Here is a 25,450-nt window from a genome sequence, read left to right as displayed (position 1 = left end):
CATGATTTTTAAAAAGAAATACAAGCTTTTATTGTGTGGTTTTTTGTCTAGTTTACTTCTTTTCTCCCAGGAAGGCTATCCTTCTTGGGAAGAAGGAGTAATGGAAATTCACCACATCAACACGGGGCGTGGTGATGCTTGCTTCGTCATAATGCCGGATGGTACAACTCTGCTGATCGATGCTGGGGATACATCCGAAACCCATCCAAGGACCTTGTCTGCAAGGAATGAAGTACTGAAACCTAACAATACCAAATCAGCTCCGGAATGGATTGTGGATTACATCCGTCAATTTGCTCCGAAAAGCAAATCCCAGCATTTGGATTATGCCCTAATTACTCATTATCACGATGACCATTTTGGGGAAGCCGATTCATTGAGAACACTGGCTCCTGGGGGCTATCAGCTTACGGGGATTATGGAAGTGGGAACCTTGATGTCCATAAAAACACTCATTGATCGAGGGAGTGAGTTTCCTATCAATCTAAGGGATAAAAAGGTGCAGTCGCAGGAGCGTTTCATCAATGATTCCTATAAAATGATGGCGACCTTAAAGGAATATTGGAAGTTTATAGACTTTCAGAATAAAACCAACGGATTGGTTCACGAAACCCTAAAAGCGGGAGAGAAGCATCAAATTCAATTGTTATATGCGCCTGAGAATTATCCTGAATTTCATGTCCGGAATGTGGCCGTAAATGGTCAAATCTGGACGGGAGAGAATAATTTTACTTTTGATTTATTCAAGGAAGGTGACTATCCAGGTGAAAATCCGTTAAGCACCTGTATTAAAATTACCTATGGAAAATTTGACTATTTCACAGGAGGCGATGTGAATGGAATTGATGAATTGGGCGGCACTAATTTCAATAGTTTGGAATCTAACATTGCGCCTGTGGTTGGAGCTGTAGATGTAGCTACCTTAAACCATCACGGGAATAGGGATTCGCAAAATGCCTATTATGTAAGAACGATTCGTCCAAGAGTTTGGGTACAGCAAAATTGGTCCTCAGATCATCCTGGGGATGGTGTACTACGAAGAATTCTATCGGAAAAAATATATCCTGGTAAAAGAGATGTGTTTTCTACCACTATGCTCCAGGCCAATAGAGATGTTATTGGAGGGAAGTTGGATCAATACAAAAGTCAAAACGGACATGTGGTAGTGCGAGTGGAAAAGGGTGGAGATGCTTATAAAGTTTTTGTGTTGAATGATGCTACCCAAACACGTGAGTTGCTAAAACAATTTGGACCATATGAATCAAGATAGTACTTCCCTGAACAAAAGAACCGAGGGGGATATCAACATGACTCCCGCTCGAGAATCTTGGTTGAAAACAGAAGTAGATGAAAGGACTGCCGAGTTGTTGGAAAAGGATGCGCGTTATTTTTTGCATCAGTCCATGTCTACGCCATGTTTAGACGTTTTAAAAGCCTGTGAAGGACCTTCATTTGAAAATATTTCAGGGAAAACCTATTTGGATTTTCACGGTAATAACGTGCATCAAATAGGATATGGAAATCCGCAGCTTGTTGAAAATTTGATCAAACAGCTGCAAACATTGTCATTTTCGCCTAGACGATTTACCAACGAGCCCGCCATCAATTTCGCTGAAAAGTTAGCTTTCTTGACACCTTCCAATTTAAACAGAGTGCTCTTAACCCCTAATGGAAGTTCTGCTGTTGGGATTGCCCTAAAGTTGGGACGCGCCATAACTAAAAAGTTTAAAGTGGTCTCGTTTTGGGATTCCTTTCATGGTGCTTCCTTGGATGCCATTAGTGTAGGGGGAGAATCCGTTTTTAGGGAATATATGGGGCCTTTAATGCCGGGCGTGGAACGTATTCCTCCACCGGTGACCTATCGGGGTATTTTTGAAAACAACGAAGACAAATGCTTGGAGTATTTGGAATATGTGTTTTCAAAAGAGAATGACATAGGAGTGTTTATTGCCGAGACCATCAGAAATACCGATGTGCAAATCCCATCAAAGCATTTTTGGCAAGAAGCCCGAAAACTTTGCGATACCTATGGCGTACTGCTGGTCTTGGATGAAATTCCAATTGCCTTAGGTAGAACAGGGAAGATGTTTGCCTTCGAGCATTTTGGCATTGAGCCAGATATTTTGTGCATTGGCAAAGGATTGGGTGGGGGCATTGTCCCTCAGGCGGCCATTATTACTAGAGACGATTACAATGTCTTTGGAGATATTTCCTTAGGCCATTATACTCATGAAAAAAGTCCTTTGGGCTCTGTAGCAGGTTTGACCACTATTGAGCTTTTACAAAATGGAGGCCTTTTGGAAAAAGTTCATCAAGACGAAACATATTTAGAAACTGCTCTGTCATCACTCAAAAAGAAACATGATATCATTGGTGATGTGAGAGGCTTGGGAATGCTTTGGGGAATTGAGTTGGTAAAAGATAGAATCACCAAAGAAAAAGCTGTTGAACAAGCTGAGCAAGTCATGTACGAATGCTTAAAACAAGGACTGAGTTTTAAAGTGTCCTCGGGTAACGTCTTGCAGTTGTCGCCAGCTTTGACCATCTCAAGAGAAGATTTGGATAAAGCATTGCACATATTAGATACAAGTTTAACCATTGTAAATGGAAATCAATAACATGAAAAAAATAGGATTAGCGGTAATCGCATTTATAAGTTTACATTCAGTTTTCTCACAAAGTGAAAAGACGACGTTTTTGGTTCAGCCATATCTTCAGGATGCAGAACCAAGTTCCATCAAGATTATGTGGGAAACCAGTCAAGGTGAAGAAAGTATTGTAGAATACGGGCCAACACCTAAACTGGGCAAGAAATCAATAGGTAATGCTGAAAATGTAGACTTCGGAAAGTCAAGGTTACATACCGTGAAATTGGAAGGATTGAAACGTTTCACAGAGTATTATTACCGCGTGAGAACGGGGAAATTGGTCTCGGATATTTATCAATTTAAAACGCCTCCTTTTGCCTCAGATCAAGAGTCTTTCAATATTGTGGCCATGAGCGATATGCAAAAGGACCACAATCATCCCGATAAGTTTTTGGAAGTGGTTAATGAGGGAATTTTACAATATTTGGATAAGGCTTTTGAAGGTGAATTGCCAGAAAATTTGGCAATGGTCTTAATCCCGGGTGATTTGGTGCAGGACGGTACGAAATATGGCCAATGGCAAAACGATTTCTTCAAACCGGGAGAAAAGTTGTTTTCCGAAGTGCCTGTATATCCTGCTATAGGAAACCATGAAAACAACTCGGTGTTTTACTTTAAATATTTCAGCCTTCCGGAAAATGGAACGCCTGCCTATTCCGAGCATTGGTGGTATAAAGACTATGGAAATACACGCGTTATCGGTTTAAATTCCAACGATGGTTACAGGGATAGCAAACACCAATACGAGTGGTTGAGACAACTGTTGGAAGACACTGCAAACAATGAAGATATCGATTTTGTTTTTGCTCAAATGCACCATCCCCATAAATCGGAATTATGGATTCCCGGGGAAACTGATTTCAGTGGGAAGGTGGTGAAAATGCTGGAAGATTTCTCAACCAAAACAGGAAAGCCAAGTATTCATTTTTTTGGGCATACACACGGATATTCCAGAGGACAATCCAAAGAGCACAAGCATTTGTGGATCAATGTTGCATCGGCTGGAGGCGCCATTGATAACTGGGGAGAGTACGAAGGTCGCGATTACAATGAATTCACTGTAACCCAGGATGAATATGGGTTTGTTATGGTAGAGGTAGATGGAGATCATCATAACCCAAAATTCACCATAAAGAGAATCAGTCGAGGAAACAATATTGTAGGAACCAAAGACAATGCGCTAACGGATAGCATTACGGTTTGGCGAAAGGAAAGAAAGCCAAAAGCTCCGGTAGCGATTTCTCCTAATGCACAGGAATCTATTCAAGGGGTTGTGTTGAAAGCAGGCCCTTTTGAAAGCGAGTTTAAGGATGCGTTTCATGCGGCATCGCATTGGCAGGTATCAGAATATGAGAGTTTTGAAAAGCCTGTTTTTGATAGCTGGAAGCAGTTTGAAAACTGGTATTATTTAGAAGATCGCCAGAAAGGAGATGATTTAACCGATGAGAAAACCAATAGACTAAAACCTAACACGACCTATTATTGGCGGGCAAGGGATAGGGATCAAAAATTGAACTGGAGTGAATGGTCGCAAGTATTATCATTTGAAACAAAACAATAAATATTAAATTGATGAAAAGAATACTATTATCAGTAGGGGTGTTGCTACTGTCAATGAACGCAATAAAGGCCCAAACAAAAGCCGAAACTTCAAAAGTTGTTGCCATTACTGTAGACGGATTACGTTGGCAGGAGTTGTTTTCTGGTGCCGATGCCAAATTGGTGGAGAACAAAAAATATGTAGATAATCCCAAAAGATTAAAAACTGAATTTTGGAGAGAAAACCCTCAGGAAAGAAGAGCAATCTTAATGCCTTTTGTTTGGGGAGAAGTTATTAAAATGGGACAAATCCACGGCAATAGAAACTTGGGGAGTTATGTGAATTTAACCAATAATATGTGGTTTTCGTATCCGGGATACAATGAAATCTTAACAGGAAAAGCCGATGATGAGCGCATCACAAGTAACGAGAAAATAAACAATCCAAACGTGACGTTCTTGGAAAGACTTCAAAATACGTCGGACTATAAAGGCAAAATTGCGGCGTTCGGTAGCTGGGATGTATTTCCTTATATCATTAATGAAGAGCGTTCGGGGATTCCTGTAAATGCCGGTTTTAAAACTGCAAAAGGCGATAGTTTATCGCAAAAAGAATTGTTTTTGAATGAACTTCAGCCAGAGGTGCCATCGCCATGGAATTCGGTACGATTAGATGCCTTTACGGCAGGCTATGCCATAGAGTATATGAAACGGAAGCATCCAGAAGTGGTGTATGTAGCATTTGGGGAAACCGATGATTTTGCCCATGATGGGGAATATGACTCTTATTTAAAGGCTGCTAGAAATACCGATGGATTGATCAAGAAATTGTATGATTTTACCCAGCAAGATGACTTTTATAAAGACAATACGGTGTTTATTATTTCTACCGATCACGGTCGTGGTGAGAAGCCTATTGATGATTGGAGAAATCACGGTAGAAAGATAAATGGAGCCGATCAAGTTTGGATGATTGTTTTTGGTCAGGGAGTAGAAGTTTTGGGAGAAGTATCTTCGGAAGAGCGTTTATTCAGTAACCAAATTGCTCCTACTGTGTTGGAGATTTTAAACAAACCAGAACTAGGAGAAAATATGGAAGGTAAGTCTTTAAAGTTACAGATAAAGAGTTAGTTGATTTTTATGTTATATTGTTGAATTAGTTTAAACCGGTAATTGCTTCATGTGATTGCCGGTTTTTTGTTGACTTAGATTTAACATTGCTATAATTATGCTCGTGTACCTCTTGGTAGTGTTTAGGTAACTTAATTAAAAAGTAGGGTTTTTGGGATTTCTTTAACTATGCTTTACATTTTCTTAAAATACAAGGCCTTTGGTTTTTCTTACTTTTGCAACTTGTGCTTCAGTCAAAGTAAAAATAAAAGTTAACTCCAATATTTAATGGGCTCTTTTGAGATTGGATTACAAATCAGAAACATTAAACCTAAATAGAAAAACATAGAATGAAATTAATTTTAAGTGTGATGGCTTTCTTGACAATTGGTTTTGGATATAGCCAGAAGTCAGAAACAAAAACAGTAAAGGAAACCAACAAGCCTTTAAATGTTATTTTGCTGATAGGAGACGGTATGGGATTGTCCCAAATGTCATCAGTGTTTTATTTCAAAAAGGATAGCATAAACCTTCCAAATTTTGAACATGTTGGCTTGTTAAAGACCTCGTCGAGTTCGCATTTAATTACGGACTCTGCTGCTGGGGCGACAGCTTATGCATGTGGGGTGAAAACCTATAATGGTGCTATTGGCGTATTACAGGATACCACGGCGGTCGAAAATATGACTGAAGTACTTTCTAAAATGGGCTATAAAAATGGTTTGGTAGCCACGTCTTCAATTACCCATGCTACGCCAGCCTCTTTCTTTGCCCATGTATCAAGCCGAAAATTTGATGAAGCCATTGCAGCGCAATTGCCAACTTCCAATATTGACTTTTTTGCAGCTGGAGGTTTGAAATTCTTTAATAAGAGAAAAGATGGGGCGGATTATGTAGCTGCGTTGGAAAAGAAGGGTTTTGAAATGGATACCGTGCAATTAGGAGACAAAAAACTTAAAAAGAACCGCAAATATGGGTATTTGTTGGCTGAAGATGGAATGCCTACCATGACCGAAGGAAGAGGTGACTTTTTACAGGATGGAACAGAAAGGGCCTTGAGTTATTTGTCGCAAACCACCGGAGGATTCTTTTTAATGGTGGAAGGCTCACAAATTGATTGGGGAGGACATAGCAATAATGCAGAATACCTGATTGAAGAAATGAATGATTTTGACAATGTGATAGGAGCAGTGCTTGATTTTGCCAAGAAAGATGGAAATACCTTAGTTTTGATGACTGCCGACCATGAAACGGGAGGATTTACATTGTCATCCAATGATGGTGATTATAATTCAGTAACGCCTACCTTTTCTACGGGGGGGCATTCTGGAACTATGGTGCCCGTATTGGCCTACGGAAAAGGTGCTGAAAATTTTGGAGGTATTTATGAAAACAATGAGTTGTACCATAAAATTTTGAACTTGATCCAACAGGACAGAATTGTGGAGTAAATAATCAATAGAGATAAAATAAAAGCAGGTGCTTAGAAGTCTAATTTAGGATTTTTAAGCACCTTTTTTAGTGCGAAATTTTATACGTTTTGTATTGCTTAATAGCTTGATTCTGTAGTTTTAAGTAAGGGGTTTCTTCAGAACTTTTTAGATAAAAAAAGATTGATATATTTGCTCGAATTTTTTGTTCAAATAGCAATTTTCTAATCATTTATTGGAGTTCGAAATGACGCTAAAAGTTGTAGGAATTCAATCTGAATTTTGAGCTTCAAGCTGGTTTTTTGAGCCCCTGTTTTACTACTGCTTCAAAAATACCTACAAAGTGGTTTGGCGGGTTTAGTCATTAGATAGTTGTGTTTGAATAAAAGCGACATAACTAAACGAAAGTGAATACGATTTGCCCCAAATTAAACCGTTTTCAAATTCAAAAAATTTTGTTGTCAAAGTTGAGAACTGCTTTGGCTTGTGCAAAGGAATTTGGAATAATTGTGCTGTTGTTGATGGTTTTTGGATGTACAACCACCGAAGAACAGTCTTACTCAATTGAAAATACGAATATCTTCTACGTATCTCCAAATGGTAACGATGCCAATGATGGACTTTCGCCGGATACAGCCTGGCAGACTAGTACTAAGGTGAATAGTGAGGATTTCCTTCCGGGATATACAATTCTGTTTGACGGCGGACATACCTATCAAAGTATTGCTTTCGATGCTAACGATGGAGGGGATTCCAATAATAGAATAACGATTTCATCCTATGGAGAAGGTGTGGCTGTTTTTGAAGGGATGGATTTTGTGAACACATCTGGTTTTAACGTTACTGATGTTGATGTCGTCATTCCACAAGTGTCAGAAGGAGAGTTTCCTCGGAATGGTGTAAATCTATATAGTACTTTGGATGGAGCTACCAAACTGCAGGGATTTCAATTTTCCAATTTAAATGTCAGTGGGGCTTATGGCGGAATTGCAATAGAAGGTGTTAACGATACTTCAGGCTTCTCGGATGTGAGTATTCTTAATTGTACGATTTTTGACTGTATGGATAGCGGTATACTATCCAAAGGGTATTTCAATCAAAATAAAGCAGGGTATTCGCATGAACATATTTATGTTCAGGGGTGTACGGTTTACAATATCAGTGGCTGGGATAATCAGTGGAGTCATTCAGGGAATGGTATTGTATTATCAGACGTGCAATTTTCATCCATAAGCAACTGTGTGGTTTACGATAGTGGTTACAATAATACACATTGTGGTGGGAATTGCGGTATTTGGTATTGGGATGCTAAAGATGTGGCTATTGAATACTGCGAGGCTTATAATATCCAAACACAGGGTTGTGATGCTGCAGGCTTTGATTTGGATGGAGGCGTGGTGAATGGCATCATGCAGTATAATTACTCTCATGATAACCATGGAGCTGGATTTCAGGTGGGGCAGTTCAGCGGGGCGCGACCATTGTCCAACATCACTGTGCGCTATAATATATCGGATAACGATGCCAATGGTTATAGCGGAAGTTTGTTTTTGTTTAATATGAGTAGTAAAAACTCGGTGTCAGATATATTCTTTTATAACAACACCGTCGTTCAGGATAATAAATTGGCTTTTAAAACTATAAATAGTTGGGATCCAGATGTGGTTTATGTGAAAAATAACATCCTGAGTGGAGGAGTCAATTGTGATGATAATATATCCTTTCAAGGGAATTATTACGAGAATCCTAACTTGGTCAATTATAAATTAGAATCGAGTTCACCGCTTATCGATGCTGGTGTCAATCTAGACTACAATATAGGGGATTATGATTATTTTGGAAACACTTCCTTGTCTGGAGAATCACAAGATATAGGCGCCCATGAATTTAATAATACGCTTAGTATTGATTAACTCAATTTGAAAATTTACAGGTTTTGGTGCTGCCATCTTTCATTTTGATAATGATCTGGTCATTTTTCAATTTTAGATTTTTAACAGGAACTAAATCCTCTTTACTCCAAGATTCATCGGATGCTTTCCAAAGCATCAAAGTGGCAAAAACGCTGTCTTTTTTTGGCGAGTATTGAGCAATGGCATTTAAAACACTACTTTCTATGGAAACAGGATGCAATCCTGTGGTTTCAACAAATTCTAAGTTGTCCCAACCACTCAGTATGACCATGGCAAGTTGGTAGGCGCCATTATCCATAATCAAAATGTCGTGGCCATCAATGCGTTTCCTTGAGTATTTGATTTCCTGTTCCAATTTAGGAAGGGCGTAATGTCCCAAACGCATTTCCAATGGTTTGCTGGTTGTGTTAAGGTCTACACGCAGTATGCCATTTGGTAAAGGAATGTCGGCCAATTGCATGGTAACGGTATCATCGGTTTCCAAAACTGCATCTCGATAGTAAATGCCGTTTTCAAACTTTTTGAAATCGTAAAGTCTAAATACTTCCCATTCATTTTTTTGGTTTTTGATGGCGTAGTTCATGGAGATTTCTCCATTTTTTCCATCCGCTTGCCAAGGAAAGGCACTGTTGTAGGAGAGTTTATTGTAATTTTCCGAAGAGCGGAATTTTTGCCAATCATCCGCTACCTTTTCATGGCACCAAGCACGTATTTCTGAAGCACCAATATTGGGGTAATCTGTAATTAAGAGGTTCGACTTTTCTTGAAATTTATTGTAAACCGTATCTTTTTTGAAATCGGTTTCCCAAGGGCCGTTGTTTTCTATGGCAGTCCAAAATGGATTGTTATCAGGAATGAGCAGCCCAAGAAAGGCCTTGCCCATCCAATACACACTGCCGCGACAGCTGTAATTTTGAACGGCAGGTTCAAAATGTCCATAAAAGCCTAAAGTAGGAACTTCGTCTTCCAGAAATTCTGGGTTGAACAAAAACTGCATTAGCACGCCTGAGGAGATTCTGCGCATCCAACCATAATTAATGTCTTCATTTTCCAAGGTTCCGAAAAAGGGTAGCGGGCTAATAGACGCAAACCGGTAGCTGATGCTTCTGCCATACATGATCATTTCACCATTTTCTGAAAACAGATAAGGATAATTATCGGTCATGTCTGAAAAATTGCTGGTGAACTTTGCTGCAATCTCTGGAAGGTACTTCTGTCCGTAAAATTCAGACCATAAAATACCGTAAAGCTGAAAGGCCCACATACTGTAATAATCATAGGCAGGAGCGTCATTATACCAACCATCCGCACGGTATTGATCTAGGGATAGATTTAAATATTCGGTTAATAATTCCTCGTTTATGGGGTATCCTTGATCTTTGAAAAAACTCATTACAAAAATGTTGAAAAACCTCCAGTTGGAAGGTACAGTTGGTCCATTCCCATAGCTAAGCATGGTATAGGCTAAGGTGTTTTTTTGCTCTTGGGACAATGGTTCCCAAATGGCCTCCGGTGCTACAAAAAGTGAAATGGCCAGCGCTCCAAATTCAACGAGAATTTGAGAGGGGCCCTGATCTTGGGTTCTAGGTGGAATATAGGAGGCCTTAGAAGGATCCAGTAAATTTAAAATTTGAAGGCGGTAGTATTTTGCTACATCAAGGCCATTAACCTGTAAGGAGGGATTTTCCTTTAAAAGTGGTGCTGCTACAAACAACGTACGGCATAAGCCTTCTAGCTTTTCCGTTGGTACCTGGTCTTCGTTATGCGGGTAGCTTTTACCTGGTAATTTGGGGAACTTCATCGGGTCTTCATAGGAATTGATGTATGAAAAGGCGCCTTCCAATATGTATAATGCGGCATCTCTCCAGTGTTGTTTGGTCATTCCGGTATAGGGACTCTGACTGTAATCAGGTTGGTCAATTTGAAAAACAGCCGCTGTCTTTTGGTTGCTTTGGGCATTTAGTCTAGTGAAATTCGCTGTTAAAAGGAGTGCTATTAGTGTAAATATGATTCTCACCGTTTTATTTTTTAAGGTTGCCAGTCTAAAACCTCAACATCACTTTCCTGAATGTTGGATAAGCCTTCTCCGTCTACTTGATAGGTTTTTTGTAAAAACAAACTCAGTGTTTTTGAACTTTTCCAAAGTTCCGTGTCTAAAGTTGGTTCCCAAGCTTCGTAAGAGTCCTCTGTTACATCCAAAATTTTCCAGGTGGTATCAAATGGAAATGTGTTATAGGCAATGGATACTTTGCTACCGCGCTCTTCATCCCTGAATACAACAATGATGTCTTTAGAGTCGGTTGCTACTATTTGAGGTCTGGAAATAGGGATGGATTTCGTGCCTAGTCCGCTTAAACTAAAAGGTGTTTTTCTGAAACCTAAATCGACAGTTTGCCATTGGTCTGTTTTGTAGATGAGATGGAATTGCGGAATCTCGCTATCTGCTTCACGCCAATAACTAACAATGAAAGGATTGCCATGCTTGTCTGAGGTCATGGAAGTTTGGTTGATAAGCTCGCTGTTTTGAGGAATGTTTTCGATCACTTCAGCAGAACTTTCTGTAATAGGAAGTTGGTAAATTTCTCCTGTCGATTTTTGCCAGGTTTTGCCACCATCTTTGGAAGTTGCGTAAGCCAAATCGTGATTGCTAGCGACATCGGGACTTTCTCTCCAAACCCAGGAAATATGAATTTGGTCATTTTTGTCTACATAGGCCTGCCAATAGGCATTTCTTAAACCTTCTCCATCTATCAGATTATCCTGTACCCTGTGCCAAGTTTGAGTTTGGGTGTTGTAATAGTTGATGACAAGATTGCCGTTCCCTGAACCTCCATCTCTATAGAAAAAAAGGAGGTTGCCATCTTGTAAGGCGTAGAATTCAGGGTAACTGACCTGTTGCTCTTTATCTCTTAACATTGGTTTTTTCTTGCCAAGTTCCAAAGAATTGGGATGTAGGCTTTTCGCATAGTTAAGCTGATTGTTGTGGTTGCCCCAAGCCACATGTAAAAAGCCATCACCATCCACCATAATGCTGATGGAGTTATGGGCATCTTCTACATGGGCAGTGTAAGGAGTGACGAAGGTTTCCCATTGGCTGGATTTTAGGAGTCTTTTTCCCAATACCACATGGCCTTCTGGATTATAGTAAGCAATGTACTGGTGTTTGTTGTGCGTTACTAAAGAATTTTTTCTAAAAATAACCGTGTTGATAGAATTTTTGGCCCATCCTTCACCAACCTTCGAGATGTTGGTTTCTAAAGGTTTTTGGAACGAAGTTTTGTGGCAAGAAGCCGCTAGAAGAAAAAGTAAAAGATAGGAAAACGTATGTTTTAACATGATTACCTGATGTCTAATTGATGGGTTCTATTTTGTTTAAATATCTTAAAAGAGCTTCCACGTAATAATAGTCGGAATAGGAGAGGGGAACGTCAACTTCGGTATTATCAGGCATATTCCCAACACAATGTTTGATGATAAAGCCGCCTTGTTCACCTTGAGATGCAAAATATTCAGGAGAAGAAAGGCTTTTGAGCATTTGTTCGCCAGTGTTGAAGTAGATTTTGGCTTTGTCTTGCGAAGCGTAGTTTTTGAGTTCTAAAAAGGCAGAAGCCATGATAGCCGCAGCCGAGGCGTCTCTTTTGGCATTTGGAATATTGGGAGCGTCAAAATCCCAATACGGAATTTTATCTTCAGGAAGGTTGGGGTGGTTCACAATAAAGTCAGCAATACCCATGGCATGTTCTAAATACTTTTGGTCTTTGGTATATCGGTACATGGTGGTGTAGCCATACAATCCCCAGGCTTGTCCTCGTGCCCAAGAAGATTCATCGGCATAGCCTTGATCGGTATTTTTCATTTCAACATTTCCTGAAATGGTATCGTAGGAGACAACATGGTAACTGCTAAAATCTTTACGGAAATGGTTTTTTAGGGTAGTATCGGCATGTGTTAAGGCTACTTCGGTAAATTGATCGTTGGTGAAATGTTTCCCTGCCCAAAGAAGCATTTCCAAGTTCATCATATTGTCAATGATTACAGGGTATTCCCATTTGTCATTCCACGGTGCGGGATCCCAAGAGCGGATAGTTCCCGTTTTTGGATTGAAACGAGAGCTTATGGATTGTGATGCATTTTTGAGGATTTCGGCATATTCAGGATTGTGCGTTACTTGATAAGCATTGCCAAAACTGCAGAACATCATAAATCCTAAATCGTGGGTGGTGATATTGTATTGTTCTTTTTCAAGTTCTGTCAATTTTGTTTCGGCTGTTTTAAGAAACATGGAATCTTGAGTACCTTCAAATAAATACACCAAAGTACCTGGGTAAAAACCACTGCACCACCAACCGGAGTCACTAAATCTAAGAGTATCGTTGGTATAAGTAGTGGGAAATTGGTTGACAGGAACGTTTTTGGAAAGGGTTTTGTAATTGTTGGCTGCCATTTCCAAATGCTGCTCAGCCCAGTTAGTTTCTGATTGCTGAGGTTTTTTGTTTTCCGTTTTGCAGGAGATAAGGCTAACTATTAAGCTGAAACTTATCAGGTGGTATGGGGCTAATCGATTTTTGATTTTCATTTAATTTCGGGTGAGAGGTTTATTTTGCAACTTGGCTATATCTCTTTTAAGCCCTGTTGTCCTACAAAACTACGGGTTTTTTATGGTATCAGTAGACTTACTATTTGTATAAAAAGACACCCACGTATTGCTAGTTGTTGCTATGTGGGTGCCAAGGTGCTATTGGGATAAATTTTTAATAAATTGTATTGGGTCATAAATGCTGTCTTATTCTATGATTTCTATAAGTTGTGCAATTTCTACCAATACCCCACCTTCGTACTTTTCCTCTTTGATTAAACCAATCCCTGGAGCATAATATTTTAGTTCGTATTCATTGCCCTCGAAGGGATTGATGTCTTTGGTCATTAGGCAGTTTTGGTAGGTTCCCAAATCGATGGTTACGGTTTCATCAGTACTGATGACCTCCGCGTAATCTTCGGCCTCGTCTTCCCAATATTCCTGGAGATAGGTTTGTCCAATACTAGGTTCGAAAGGGAGCCAATAGCCGGGTAGTGCATCGTCAATTCCCGCTTCCCAGGAGCCATCATTGTCTTCAAAATTTCCTTCTTCGTCATAGTTTTCTACAAATTCCCCAAAATACCACAGGTTGCCTTCATCATCCTGGGCTATCCAATCATCTGTATCTTCAATAAGAACATCATCTATATAAACTACATCATGTTGGATAAAGCAAGGTACTCCCATCACGGTTTTGGTGGAGGCTCTTATTTCTATTCTAATTTCCTCTTCGGGATCCTCGCCAATATCACCGGCTTCATAAACATAGATGGTTCCAACGTCTTGCGGTCCAAAATAATTGTTTGTAATAGTTGTTGGAGAGGTGAAAGTTACCTGAGAAACATCTGGCAGATCATCCGGAATAGTGTTGGATGGGATAGAAGCATCGTCGTCGTCACTACAAGCTATAAAGCTAGCGAGGAGTGCAATTAATAGCAGTACTTTTTTCATGGCCTTAAATTTTATATTAGATTCTATTAAAGTTCTAAGTTGAAAAACATAATCGTTGAAGATATAGCTAGAGAGGTTGGAGGGGAATCAACAATAGAAATGATTCTATTGTTGAAAAGCTAATGGGCACTTCAATTATGATTGTGTTTTACATGAGCCTTTTGGAGTTAGATCTATTTTAAGGGTTTAGCAATGTAAACAACTTTTTGTAAGGTCTTTAAGGGCTTCTAGCGGAATAGAAAACAGGAGTAGGTAATTAGTATGTTTTTAACGTAAATATTTGGTATATATTGTGTTGGTGGTTTTTGTGAGACGTGGGATGGGATAAAAAAAAAGGAGGCTGTAAGCCTCCTTTTTTTGTTTTAGATCTTAAAAATGAAACCCTCATGAGTTTTCTTGTCGTATTTTTCTTTGTCGAACCTATGGAGGTAAGAGCCTTTTCTGGAGGACTCCATGTCCTTTTCATCCAATTTGATCAAGATATCCAAGGCGTTGATTTTACTGATGAAATTTCGCTTGTCCAAATCTGTGTCCAAAATAGATTCATAGAGTTTTTGCAGTTGTCTCATGGTAAACTTTTCCGGTAGGAGTTCAAATCCGATAGGTTTGGTAGAGGCTCTGTATTGTAGACGCTTAATGGCTTGGTCCACCATTTCGTTGTGGTCAAAAATTAGGTTTGGGATTTTATCAATGCTAAACCATTTTGCTGAATATTGTTCTATGAGTTCTTCATCATGGTCTTCAATATTGATCAAGGCATAATAAGCTACCGAAATGGTGCGTTCCTCGGGGTCACGATCCACTTCACTATAGGTGAAAAATTGTTCCAGATAGACTTCGTCAAGCCCGGTAAGGTGTTCCAAGACTCTGTTGGCGGCGTCATCCAAGTTTTCTTCCTTTTTTAAGAACCCTCCAATAAGCGACCATTTTCCTTTTTCGGGCTCAAAATCCCTCTTAATGAGCAAGATCTTTAGCTTGTCTTTATCAAATCCAAAAATGATGCAGTCGACTGCTAAAAGAACTTTGTCTTCTTTACTATAGTTATTGAGCATTTAAAATTATTTGAGCATTGCCAAGGCAACTTTATTAAAAAAATATCAATTAATCAATTTAAACTGAAATTAATAAATGTAAAAAACACAATTATTAATTCGGTAATAAATATAAGAGTAAAATATGTAATTCTTAAAAAAATCATAAAAAAACTTGCTTATGTGAAAAAACTTTAATTCCTTTGGAAGTGTATAATTGACACTTATAGCTAAATTTTAAAACTAATTCTAAATTATTCTAATATGATAGCGACCAAATTTTCACTTGGTAATCATTTGACACTTAAGGTTCCAAAGTGTTTTTATGTAATGATTATGGTGCTGTTGTCGGCAACTGGTTTTGCCCAACAAAAAACCATTACAGGAACAGTGACTTCTGCCGGAGACGGAATGACGCTTCCCGGGGTTAATATTGTTGTGAAGGGAACTTCCAACGGTACTGCGGCAGATTTTGACGGAAATTATTCTATTACGGCATCTACGGGTGACGTTTTGGTATTTACTTTCGTAGGATACAAACAAAAGGAGGTAACGGTAGCTGACCAGTCCGTTATTAATGTGTCCATGGAAGAAGATGTTGCAGCCCTAGACGAAATCGTTGTAGTAGGGTATGGTGCTAAAAAGAAAGAAAACTTAACAGGATCGGTGAGTGTGGTTGACGTAGAGGATGCTAAAAAGACCATTACTTATGATGTTGCCAAAATGATCCAAGGGCAAGCGCCTGGGGTGACTGTGCAATCTTCAGGAGAGCCTGGTGGGTTTGTAAACATCAAGATTAGGGGGATTACTTCCTTTAGGAATAACAACCCTTTGTTCGTTATCGATGGAGTAATTGTTGATAATCCTTATGATTTCGCCACTGGAGATATAGAATCTATCCAGATTTTGAAAGATGCCTCTTCTGCAGCTATCTACGGTGCTCGTGGGGCTAACGGGGTTGTGATCATCACCACCAAAAAAGGTAAGGAAGGAAAATTGGATATTAGCTATAAAACAACCTTAGGTTTCCAAAATGTAGCCAAAAACAGATGGTATGACCTCGCTAATAGAGAGCAGTATCAAGAGCTTGTGAGAGTTGCTGAGACCAATGCCAATGCGCAAGGATTGGGTGTTGCTACTTCTCCAGGGGTGTATCCAGACAACGATTTGTTCATTGACGACGTGGATACCGATTGGCAGGATGAGGCTTTTAGAACTGGGGTTTTGGAAAACCACACTTTAGCCTTTAATGGTGGAGCTGAAGCTTTGAGCTATAATGTAAACTTAGACTACTTTAAAAATACGAGTTACTTCGAAACACCTCAAGCTTATGAGCGTTACTCAACCAATATCAATTTAAATGGTGAAAAAGGACGTTTTAAATACGGCGCGAAAGTAGCTTACTCTTTATCGGATAAGGAAAACTTCAACGAGTATTTAGCGGGAACAAGCTCCATTATTAATTTATTGACAGCTGTCCCAACCATGCCGGTTTACGATGAAAACAGATTGGGTGGATACGGCGGAACCGATGGTATCGCACAACGTGCCATCTCTCTAAACGTAATTGGATACAATAATTTAATTACCAATGAAAACAAACGTAACCGTTTTGTAGGAAACATTTGGGGAGAGTACGAAATCTTGAAAGGCTTAAAATACAGATTGAATGTTAGTGGTGACCGTACCAATTGGGATACTAGATATTTCAATCCACCAAGTGACTTGGGATGGTATTATGTAACTACAAATGAAGAATCTGCATTAGACGTAACTAGTGGACATACAACTAGGACGATTATCAATAATTTGTTAACTTATGAGTTCACTTTAGCTGAGAAGCACAATTTCAATGTGTTGGGAGGTATGATTCAAGAGCGTAACGATTTATATAATCTAATTGCAAGAGGGGTTGGTTTTGAGCCTGGTGAAATTGCACATTTAGAATATGCCGACAATAGAAATGCCTCTGAATATGAGTCCGCTGAGACATATAAGTCATATATTGGACGTTTTGATTACTCATTCGACGATAGATATTTATTGGAGGCGAATTTCCGTCAAGATAAATCTTCAAAATTTGCACCTCAAAACAATACTGGTAACTACTTCTCTGTGTCTGGAGCTTGGAAGGTTCACAATGATATTAACTTGCCAGAATGGTGGAATACTCTTAAAATCCGTGGAGGTTACGGACAGTTAGGAAATAACACTATTGGTTTATATGAATTTGCATTAAACATCAATCCGTTTGCTAGCTATTTATTTGGAAGTGAATTAGCTCCTGGGTCAATAGTAATAGATATCGTAGATCCAGACATTAAGTGGGAGGATACCGAGTCTACGAACGTAGCGGCAGAATTCGGAATGTTTAATAACAGATTACAGTTTACTGCAGAGTACTTTAAAAAGCAATCAACCGATTTGTTAGCTGATGTGCCAATTCCTTATTCTTCAGGATCATTCCCAATTGTATTGACAACCAATGCAGGAACGGTACAAAATACCGGTATGGAATTTACGTTAAGCTGGGCTGATAGCAAAGAAGATTTTAGCTATAACATTTCTGCTAACCTTGGTACTTTGAAAAATGAGGTTAAGAAAATTGGAACGGATGATACTCCTATTACCGTTGGTGTAGGAAGAACGGAAGTAGGACGTTCTGCCGGTGAAATTTACGTGTATGAGGCGGAAGGAATTTTTCAATCTCAAGAGGAAATCGATAACCATGCCTACCAAACAGGAAATACTGCCCCTGGGGATGTGAAGTTTAGAGATATTAATGGAGATGGCTTTATTACAGATGATGATAGAACCTTCAAAGGAACTGTAATTCCAAAAGTTAACTTTGGTTTGAATTTGAGTGCTCGTTATAAAAACATAGACCTTTCTTGTTTCTTCACAGGAGCGGCTGGACACAAAATTTATAACGCCACTTACCAAGCATTAATGGCTGGAGATTTAGGAAATAGCCATACTGATATGCTAAATTATTGGTCACCAGACAATACTAATACCAACATCCCTAGACCTGTAATTGGGGATCCAAATGCCAACAACAGAGCCTCTGATAGATTTATTGAAGATGGAGACTTTGTAAGACTACAAAGTTTGGAGCTAGGATTTAATATCCCTTTGGAAACTAATGTGTTTACAAGAGCGAGAGTGTTTGCTTCTGGGCAGAACCTATTTGTAATTACTGGGTATAATGGTTATGACCCTGATTTTATCAGTGATGGTTTGTTTAATAGAGGAACGGAATTTGGATCTTTCCCTAACCCAAGAACCTTGGCTTTAGGAGTGCAGGTAGACTTTTAATTAGAAAACAATTGAAATTATGAAAACCAGAAATATATTTTATTCAATAGCAGTAGCAACCTCAGTGTTGGCTACCAGTTGTGTAAGCGACGAGGATCTTAATCAGGTAGATCCAAATTTTGAAACTGCCGATTCCTTTTGGGAAAATGGCGATGACGCCCTAAAAGGAGTAAATGCTGTTTACGGTGCCTTATTGAACGATGGAACCTATATGAGAAGTACTCCTTTATTATTGGATTTGAAGGGTGACGGAACAAGAAGTAACTCTCCATGGGCAGCTATGGCAAATGTTGGGAAATTTAATAGTAGTGTCGCGGATCCAGCTATTTATGGTTGGGCCTTTGAAATGTATTACCAAGGTATCTACAGGGCTAATCAAGTTTTGGAGAATGTACCTGGAATTGAAATGGAAGATACAGCTTTAAAAGATAGAATTTTAGGGCAAGCCTATTTTATGAGAGGTCTATATTTTTTCCATGCCGTGAACATGTTTAAAAATGTACCACTACCTTTAACAAGTACTCAAGTTTACCATGAGCAAAAATCACAAGAAGAAGGTTGGGCACAGGTGAAGTCCGATTTGGAAATGGCGGCCAGTTTGTTACCAGTGTCTTATGATGATGTATCTGGGCCAGATCAAGGTCAAAAAGGGCGTGCCACTAAAGGGGCTGCTTTGGCCTACTTAGGAAAAGCACACTTGTTTAACCAAGAATTTGCAGAAGCAAAAACAGCCTTTGAACAAGTTATTGGATTTGGTGTTTATGATTTAGTACCGGATTATAGTGATAACTTCACAGAGGTGAATGAAAACAATGTGGAATCCATTTTTGAAGTACAATTCAACAGAGATGTTGGAGGTGTAGATCTTTCATGGGGAGGTGCACCAGCATCTGGTTGGGGGAAAACTTCTGCAAGAGCCATTACTTATGGACCGCCTACCTTTGGATTTACAGATGCACAGCCAACCTGGACTTTATTTAATGAGTACCAAGAGGAATTGACAGTAGATGGTGAGGTTGATCCAAGATTGGATGCAACGATGTTCTACAACAAACCAGGAATGATGTTGTATGGTGTGGAATTTGCAGTGCACTATGCAGGAAATGAATCTTTCTTAAATGAAATTTACTGTGCCAAATATCAAAATTCAGATGGAAGCAGACCTGATGAATACGATTGGAGATCAGGAATCAACGAGCGTATCATGCGTTATGCCGATGTGTTGTTGATGTATGCCGAGTGTTTGAATGAATTGGGACAAACCGATGCAGCGTATCCTTATATCCAACAAGTAAGAGACCGTGTAAATTTGCCTGATTTGGCAACTGTAAGTCCAGGCATGAGCCAACAGCAAATGCGCGACCAAATTGCACACGAACGTTTCTTGGAGTTTCCTTTGGAAGGGCACCGTTTCGACGATATCCGTCGTTGGGGATGGCTTGAGGATTCAGCGAAATTGGAATGGTTGAAATCTAGAGATCCAGAATTTAATAGTTATGTGTCTGGAAGAGAATATTTCCCAATTCCACAATCTGAAATGGATAATAACCCGTTAATGACCATAGGTCAAAATGCAGGATATTAATATTTGTTAATTTTGAATTAGTCTTCAGTTACGAAAGGTCGCGCTGGTCGCGCGGCCTTTCTTTAAAAAATAAATGATATGAAAAAGAACAGCATTACAACTTTGTTAATCGCTGTATTTTTGTGTTTAGGGCAATCCCTTAGTGCACAAAATACGGTAGAAGTAAAACTTACAAAACAAGAGGACGCTCCTCAAATCAGTAAACATATTTATGGGCATTTTGCAGAGCATTTAGGGCGTTGTATCTATGATGGTTTTTATGTGGGAGAAGACAGCTCCATCCCAAATACCAATGGGGTAAGAAATGATATTATCGAAGCCCTTAAGGAGTTGCAAGTGCCTAACCTTAGATGGCCTGGAGGCTGTTTTGCAGATACCTATCACTGGAAAGATGGAATTGGACCTAAAGAAGATAGACCTACGATTGTGAACCAATGGTGGGGAGGGTCTACCGAAGATAACAGTTTTGGAACTCACGACTTTCTTAATTTATGTGAAGCTTTAAACGCTGAACCATATTTGGCTGCCAATGTAGGTAGTGGAACGGTTCAAGAATTTGCTGAGTGGTTACAATATGTAAACCATGACGGTATCAGCCCTATGGCTAAATTAAGACGTGAAAATGGTCGTGAAAAACCATGGAATGTTAGAATTTGGGGTGTAGGAAATGAAATGTGGGGTTGTGGTGGTAACATGCGCCCAGAATACTATGCAGATGTGTATAGAAAGTATGCAACCTTCATGACCGATTGGACCAATAGCAACGCGTTGTTTAGAGTGGCTTCTGGAGCTAACAGCGAAGATTACCATTGGACTGAAGTGTTGATGAGAGATATTCCAAAGAACTTAATTGATGGTGTGGCATTGCACCACTATTGTGTGTTGGATTGGGGAGATAAAGGGCCGGACAAATCCTTTACAGATGCACAATACTTCAAAATTATGCAAGAGGCCATAAAAATGGACGAGCTAATAACGAAGCATACTGCTATCATGGATAAGTATGATGCCGAACATGAAATTGCCTTGGTCGTTGACGAATGGGGAGGCTGGTATGATGGTGAAGCCAAAGATAAAGGTGTATTGTACCAACAAAATACGATGCGTGACGCCATGATTGCTGGGGTAACCTTGAATATCTTCAATAACTGGGCCGATAGAGTAAAGGTGGCCAACCTTGCACAGACTGTAAATGTATTGCAAGCAGTTATCTTAACGGAAGGTAACAAGATGCTATTGACTCCAACCTACCACGTTATGAAAATGTACAATGTACACCAAGATGCTACGTTGATTCCTGTATCATTTACATCGCCGCAATATACTTTGGATGGACAATCATTGCCAGCTGTTTCTATTTCAGCATCGTATAATGAAGCAAATGAAAAGCACATTTCTTTGGTGAACATTGATCCTACAAAAGAACATACGATCAGTATTGATGTTGATGCATTGAAGATTAAAAATGTATCCGGTATGGTATTGACCTCTTCCGATGTACACGATTATAACTCTTTTGACAATCCTAATAAAATTGCTCCAGTAGCATTTAAGGATTTCAAATTGAAGAAAGGGAAGCTTCAGATAACGGTTCCTGCTTTATCTGTAGTAGTATTGGAAGCAAAATAATATAGAGTCATGATAACTATTAAAAGAATATTTATGATACTGTTGATCTTAGGAACGGCCTATGGCTGTTCCAAAGATGACAGCACCACAGAAGATCCCGGAGGAGGGGTAGATCCTACAGATGATGACCCAATAGGCAATACCTTTGATGGTCCAACTTACTCTGATAATTACACGCCTATTTCCTCGTGGTCCAATAGAAGCAATTGGAACTTGGCCAATGTGCATGATCCAACAGTAGTAAAGCAAGACAATTATTTTTACATGTACCAAACCGACGCGTCCTACGGAAATGCCCATGATGGACATGGCCATTTTCATGGTCGACGTTCTACCGATTTGGTGAATTGGGAATATTTGGGAAGCACTATGGATAATGCGCCTGCGTGGGTGAAGGATTCCATGAATACCAAAAGAGTTCAAATGGGATTGCCTGAAATTGATAATCCCAACTATGGCTATTGGGCACCATGTGTGAAAAATGTGAATGGCGTTTACAGAATGTACTATAGCATAGTAGTAGATGAATTAATTGAGGGAACCGATCCATGTGCCTCATGGGGTGAGCGTCCTTATATTGGGTTGATGGAAACTACCGATTTAGCCTCAAACCAATGGGAAGATAAAGGTATGGTAGTAACTGCCATTCCTGATGGAATTGAAGATCGTTATAGAACGAGTTGCAACGATTGGAGTTCTTATTACAAGTTTAATGGTATCGACCCTAGTTATATTGTAACTCCAGGAGGGGAACATTGGTTGGTCTATGGTTCTTGGATGACTGGAATTGCAGCTGTGCAATTAGATCCTGCTACGGGGAAACCATTTCAGTTGGACACCGTTGAGGATCATGGCATGAGAATAGCAGGGCGTGGAAATTTAAATACCAATAGATGGCAAGGAACCGAAGGAGCTGAAATCATTTACAATCCAGATACGGGATATTATTACCTGTTTTTGGCTTACGACGAACTGTCTAAAGCATACAACACAAGAGTCGCTAGAGCTACCAGTATCACGGGGCCTTATTTCGGTATCGATAATCAGAATGTATCCGAGGGTGCTGAGTGTTGGCCAATGTTAACACATCCTTATCAGTTCAACAATCATACCGGATGGGTTGGAATTTCACACTGTACCGTATTTCAGGACGAAGCTACTCAAAAGTGGTATTTCTCCTCTCAAGGGAGATTGCCAGAAGGGGTTCCTGGAATCAATGTATCCAATGCTGTGATGATGGGGCATGTTAGGGAGCTAAAGTGGACTTCAGATGGATGGCCAGTGGTAGCTCCTGAAAGATATGCCGCCGTTCCTGAAACCGAAATTACTGCCGAGGACATTTCTGGAATTTGGGAACAAATAACAATGGACTATCAATATCAGGTAATGCAAACGTCAGAAACCATCGTGTTTAACAGCAATGGAACTTTGTCTGGCGCTGTTTCAGGAACATGGAGCTTGGATACAGATACTAATACACTTACTATAAATGATAATGAGTGTAAGTTATTCGATGCGTGGGATTGGGAGGCCTCTCCAAGAGGGGTGACCATTTCATATTCCGGTTTAACCGTTGATGGAAAGCCTATTTGGGCAAAAAAAATAAATTAAATAATGATGAAACGACTATGAATTTTTAGATGCTTAACCAACTGATGAAGTATCAAAAATCATATAAAGTTCCATCTGACAATTGAAATAAAATCGAACAGATGAAATATAGTATAGCATTGACCTTGGGAGTGGCCTTGTTCATGTCATGCAAAGAACAGAATAATACTGTGGAAATTGCTGAGGTGACACCTTCTGAAAAAGAGGTTGCAAAAGCACCATTACAAATCAATAACCCAATTATTAAAGATAAGTTTACAGCAGATCCTGCTGCTTTGGTGCACGATGGAACGGTGTATTTATATGCTGGCCATGATGAAGCGCCAAACGATTTTCATTTCTATAGAATGAATGAATGGTTGGTGTATTCATCTACGAATATGGTAGATTGGCAGGAGCATCCGGTACCATTAAAACCTTCAGATTTTAAATGGGCCAAAGGCGATGCTTGGGCTGCTCAGGTAATCGAACGTAACGGAAAATTCTATTGGTATGTTACTGTAGAACATGATGATACCCATCCAGGAAAAGCGGTTGGAGTGGCAGTGGCCGATTCTCCTATAGGACCTTTTAAGGATGCCCTAGGAAAAGCTTTGGTGACCAACGATATGACAAGGCATTCAGATATTTCTTGGGATGATATTGATCCGTCGGTAATTATCGATGATGACGGTCAGGCTTATTTATTTTGGGGAAATACCGTTTGTAAGTATGCCAAATTAAAGGAGAATATGGTGGAACTTGACGGGCCAATCCACGTGATTGATGTGCCTAAGTTTACCGAAGCACCTTGGATTCATAAAAAAGGCGATTGGTATTATTTATCGTACGCCTCTGAATTCCCGGAAAAAATTGTGTATGCAATGAGTAAGTCAGTTACTGGACCATGGGAATACAAAGGAATCTTAAATGAGTTGGCAGGTAATAGCAATACCAACCACCAAGCGATTATAGAGTATAAAGGAAAGGATTATTTCATCTACCATACGGGAGGAATCAATCCTAACGGAGGAAGCTTTAGAAGATCGGTGTGTATCGATGAGCTAAACTATAATCAAGATGGCACGCTGCAACGTGTAATAATGACTTCCGAAGGAATTCAAAAATAGAGTTATGAAATTTATAAAGCAATCTGTAGCAGTCTTTGCTTTGTTGACAGGGATGGCGGTATTGGCCCAAACAGATAAGCCCATTACCCATGATCCTGTCATAGCCAAGCAAGGAGATACCTATTATCTGTTCTGTACCGGGCCTGGTATTACCAGTTTTACGTCCAAGGATTTAAAAATATGGACGCAGGCCGATCCTGTATTTGCTGTAAATCCAAAATGGGCTAAAGAGGTAGCGCCTGGATTCAATGGACATATTTGGGCGCCAGATATTACATTGCACAAGGGTACCTACTATTTGTATTATTCCATTTCTGCTTTTGGAAAAAATACGTCCGCAATAGGTTTGGTAACAAATACGACCTTAAATCCTAAGGATAAAAATTACAAATGGGAAGATCAAGGAATTGTCATTCAGTCTGTACCAAATAGGGATTATTGGAATGCCATTGACCCTAATTTAATCTTTGACGAACAAGGAACGCCTTGGATGGCTTTTGGGTCGTTTTGGGGAGGGCTCAAAATGGTGAAAATGGCACAAGATTTAAAATCACTTGCAGAACCTGAAGAATGGTATACCATTGCGCGTCGCGAGCGTTCATTTGAAAAAGAAGATGCTGATGCAGGCGATGCCGCTTTGGAAGGTCCGTTCATTTTCAAAAAAGGGGATTATTACTATCAGTTCCTGTCTTGGGACTATTGCTGTCGCGGAGAAAACAGCACCTATAAAGTGGTGGTTGGACGCTCCAAAACAGTGACGGGGCCTTATGTAGATAGAGACGGTAAGTCCTTAAATGAAGGAGGCGGAACTTTGGTGCTTGAAGGCAATGAGAAGTGGTATGGCGCCGGGCATAATAGTGTGTATGCCTTCAATGGCAAGGATTATATTTTCTTCCATGGTTATGATGCCTCTGATAAAGGTTTGCCTAAACTTCGAGTTTCTGAATTGCAATGGGATGCCAATTTATGGCCAAGTCTAAAAGACAATGTACTAGATTAA

Annotated in this window: 17 protein-coding genes; 12 read left to right on the top strand and 5 right to left on the bottom strand. The window is 39.6% G+C overall.

Going from position 1 to position 25,450, the window contains the following annotated elements; all coding sequences use genetic code 11:
• The first annotated feature begins 1 nt into the window (after window position 1).
• From ZA05_RS09930 to ZA05_RS09905, 6 genes are all read left to right on the top strand, one after another.
• Window positions 2-1,270 carry an MBL fold metallo-hydrolase gene (locus tag ZA05_RS09930; RefSeq protein ID WP_053991535.1) on the top strand — a complete coding sequence of 423 codons (1,269 nt, stop codon included), beginning with the start codon at window positions 2-4 and terminating at the stop codon, window positions 1,268-1,270.
• Window positions 1,257-2,618, top strand: coding sequence for an aspartate aminotransferase family protein (locus ZA05_RS09925; RefSeq protein WP_053991534.1), 1,362 nt, complete (start codon window positions 1,257-1,259; stop codon window positions 2,616-2,618). The genes ZA05_RS09930 and ZA05_RS09925 overlap by 14 nt, the downstream gene beginning before the upstream one ends.
• A 1-nt stretch (window position 2,619) precedes the next feature.
• Complete coding sequence (locus tag ZA05_RS09920; RefSeq protein WP_053991660.1) at window positions 2,620-4,209, top strand: metallophosphoesterase family protein; 1,590 nt, start codon at window positions 2,620-2,622, stop codon at window positions 4,207-4,209.
• Between the two features lie 11 nt (window positions 4,210-4,220).
• Entirely contained in the window at window positions 4,221-5,318 is a 1,098-nt protein-coding gene (locus tag ZA05_RS09915) for an alkaline phosphatase family protein (protein ID WP_053991533.1), read from the top strand.
• A 329-nt stretch (window positions 5,319-5,647) separates the two neighbouring features.
• Entirely contained in the window at window positions 5,648-6,748 is a 1,101-nt protein-coding gene (locus ZA05_RS09910) for an alkaline phosphatase (protein ID WP_053991532.1), read from the top strand.
• Between the two features lie 434 nt (window positions 6,749-7,182).
• Window positions 7,183-8,640, top strand: a complete 1,458-nt coding sequence (locus tag ZA05_RS09905) for a hypothetical protein (protein ID WP_231632475.1) — start codon at window positions 7,183-7,185, stop codon at window positions 8,638-8,640.
• 1 nt (window position 8,641) lies between these two features.
• Here ZA05_RS09905 and ZA05_RS09900 read toward each other — a convergent pair whose 3' ends face one another.
• From ZA05_RS09900 to ZA05_RS09880, 5 genes are all read right to left on the bottom strand, one after another.
• Window positions 8,642-10,657 (bottom strand): DUF2264 domain-containing protein, encoded by a 2,016-nt coding sequence (locus ZA05_RS09900; protein ID WP_053991530.1) that lies wholly within the window; start codon window positions 10,655-10,657, stop codon window positions 8,642-8,644.
• Window positions 10,658-10,668: 11 nt separating this feature from the next.
• Window positions 10,669-11,976 carry a BNR repeat-containing protein gene (locus ZA05_RS09895; RefSeq protein WP_053991529.1) on the bottom strand — a complete coding sequence of 436 codons (1,308 nt, stop codon included), beginning with the start codon at window positions 11,974-11,976 and terminating at the stop codon, window positions 10,669-10,671.
• Window positions 11,977-11,989: 13 nt separating this feature from the next.
• Window positions 11,990-13,216: a glycoside hydrolase family 88 protein gene (locus tag ZA05_RS09890; RefSeq protein ID WP_053991528.1), complete on the bottom strand. Its 1,227-nt coding sequence runs from the start codon at window positions 13,214-13,216 to the stop codon at window positions 11,990-11,992.
• Between the two features lie 207 nt (window positions 13,217-13,423).
• On the bottom strand, window positions 13,424-14,167 hold the full coding sequence (locus ZA05_RS09885) for a hypothetical protein (RefSeq protein WP_053991527.1): 744 nt from the start codon (window positions 14,165-14,167) through the stop codon (window positions 13,424-13,426).
• A gap of 362 nt (window positions 14,168-14,529) precedes the next feature.
• Window positions 14,530-15,219, bottom strand: coding sequence for an NUDIX domain-containing protein (locus tag ZA05_RS09880; protein ID WP_053991526.1), 690 nt, complete (start codon window positions 15,217-15,219; stop codon window positions 14,530-14,532).
• A 243-nt stretch (window positions 15,220-15,462) separates the two neighbouring features.
• On the opposite strand from ZA05_RS09880, the gene ZA05_RS09875 reads away from it, so the two are divergent.
• From ZA05_RS09875 to ZA05_RS09850, 6 genes are all read left to right on the top strand, one after another.
• On the top strand, window positions 15,463-18,516 hold the full coding sequence (locus ZA05_RS09875) for a TonB-dependent receptor (protein ID WP_082333736.1): 3,054 nt from the start codon (window positions 15,463-15,465) through the stop codon (window positions 18,514-18,516).
• Between the two features lie 19 nt (window positions 18,517-18,535).
• Entirely contained in the window at window positions 18,536-20,101 is a 1,566-nt protein-coding gene (locus ZA05_RS09870; protein WP_053991524.1) for a RagB/SusD family nutrient uptake outer membrane protein, read from the top strand.
• Window positions 20,102-20,179: 78 nt separating this feature from the next.
• Window positions 20,180-21,730, top strand: coding sequence for an alpha-N-arabinofuranosidase (locus ZA05_RS09865; RefSeq protein ID WP_053991523.1), 1,551 nt, complete (start codon window positions 20,180-20,182; stop codon window positions 21,728-21,730).
• A 33-nt stretch (window positions 21,731-21,763) separates the two neighbouring features.
• Entirely contained in the window at window positions 21,764-23,341 is a 1,578-nt protein-coding gene (locus tag ZA05_RS09860; RefSeq protein ID WP_231632474.1) for an arabinan endo-1,5-alpha-L-arabinosidase, read from the top strand.
• A gap of 101 nt (window positions 23,342-23,442) precedes the next feature.
• The gene (locus ZA05_RS09855; RefSeq protein WP_082333735.1) at window positions 23,443-24,450 is read left to right on the top strand and encodes a glycoside hydrolase family 43 protein; all 1,008 of its coding nucleotides are present in this window, start codon (window positions 23,443-23,445) and stop codon (window positions 24,448-24,450) included.
• A 4-nt stretch (window positions 24,451-24,454) separates the two neighbouring features.
• Window positions 24,455-25,450: an arabinan endo-1,5-alpha-L-arabinosidase gene (locus ZA05_RS09850; RefSeq protein ID WP_053991521.1), complete on the top strand. Its 996-nt coding sequence runs from the start codon at window positions 24,455-24,457 to the stop codon at window positions 25,448-25,450.

This window comes from Mangrovimonas sp. TPBH4 (assembly GCF_001280505.1).
GTDB lineage: Bacteria > Bacteroidota > Bacteroidia > Flavobacteriales > Flavobacteriaceae > Mangrovimonas_A.
Note: the sequence above shows the minus strand (reverse complement) of the source record. Positions and strands in the feature narration are given on the sequence as shown.

Coding starts and splice junctions, on each gene's coding strand:
- ZA05_RS09930 (WP_053991535.1), top strand. CDS start 2: ATGATTTTTAAAAAGAAATACAAGCTTTTATTGTGTGGTTTTTTGTCT.
- ZA05_RS09925 (WP_053991534.1), top strand. CDS start 1,257: ATGAATCAAGATAGTACTTCCCTGAACAAAAGAACCGAGGGGGATATC.
- ZA05_RS09920 (WP_053991660.1), top strand. CDS start 2,620: ATGAAAAAAATAGGATTAGCGGTAATCGCATTTATAAGTTTACATTCA.
- ZA05_RS09915 (WP_053991533.1), top strand. CDS start 4,221: ATGAAAAGAATACTATTATCAGTAGGGGTGTTGCTACTGTCAATGAAC.
- ZA05_RS09910 (WP_053991532.1), top strand. CDS start 5,648: ATGAAATTAATTTTAAGTGTGATGGCTTTCTTGACAATTGGTTTTGGA.
- ZA05_RS09895 (WP_053991529.1), bottom strand. CDS start 11,976: ATGTTAAAACATACGTTTTCCTATCTTTTACTTTTTCTTCTAGCGGCT.
- ZA05_RS09890 (WP_053991528.1), bottom strand. CDS start 13,216: ATGAAAATCAAAAATCGATTAGCCCCATACCACCTGATAAGTTTCAGC.
- ZA05_RS09885 (WP_053991527.1), bottom strand. CDS start 14,167: ATGAAAAAAGTACTGCTATTAATTGCACTCCTCGCTAGCTTTATAGCT.
- ZA05_RS09880 (WP_053991526.1), bottom strand. CDS start 15,219: ATGCTCAATAACTATAGTAAAGAAGACAAAGTTCTTTTAGCAGTCGAC.
- ZA05_RS09875 (WP_082333736.1), top strand. CDS start 15,463: ATGATAGCGACCAAATTTTCACTTGGTAATCATTTGACACTTAAGGTT.
- ZA05_RS09870 (WP_053991524.1), top strand. CDS start 18,536: ATGAAAACCAGAAATATATTTTATTCAATAGCAGTAGCAACCTCAGTG.
- ZA05_RS09865 (WP_053991523.1), top strand. CDS start 20,180: ATGAAAAAGAACAGCATTACAACTTTGTTAATCGCTGTATTTTTGTGT.
- ZA05_RS09860 (WP_231632474.1), top strand. CDS start 21,764: ATGATACTGTTGATCTTAGGAACGGCCTATGGCTGTTCCAAAGATGAC.
- ZA05_RS09855 (WP_082333735.1), top strand. CDS start 23,443: ATGAAATATAGTATAGCATTGACCTTGGGAGTGGCCTTGTTCATGTCA.
- ZA05_RS09850 (WP_053991521.1), top strand. CDS start 24,455: ATGAAATTTATAAAGCAATCTGTAGCAGTCTTTGCTTTGTTGACAGGG.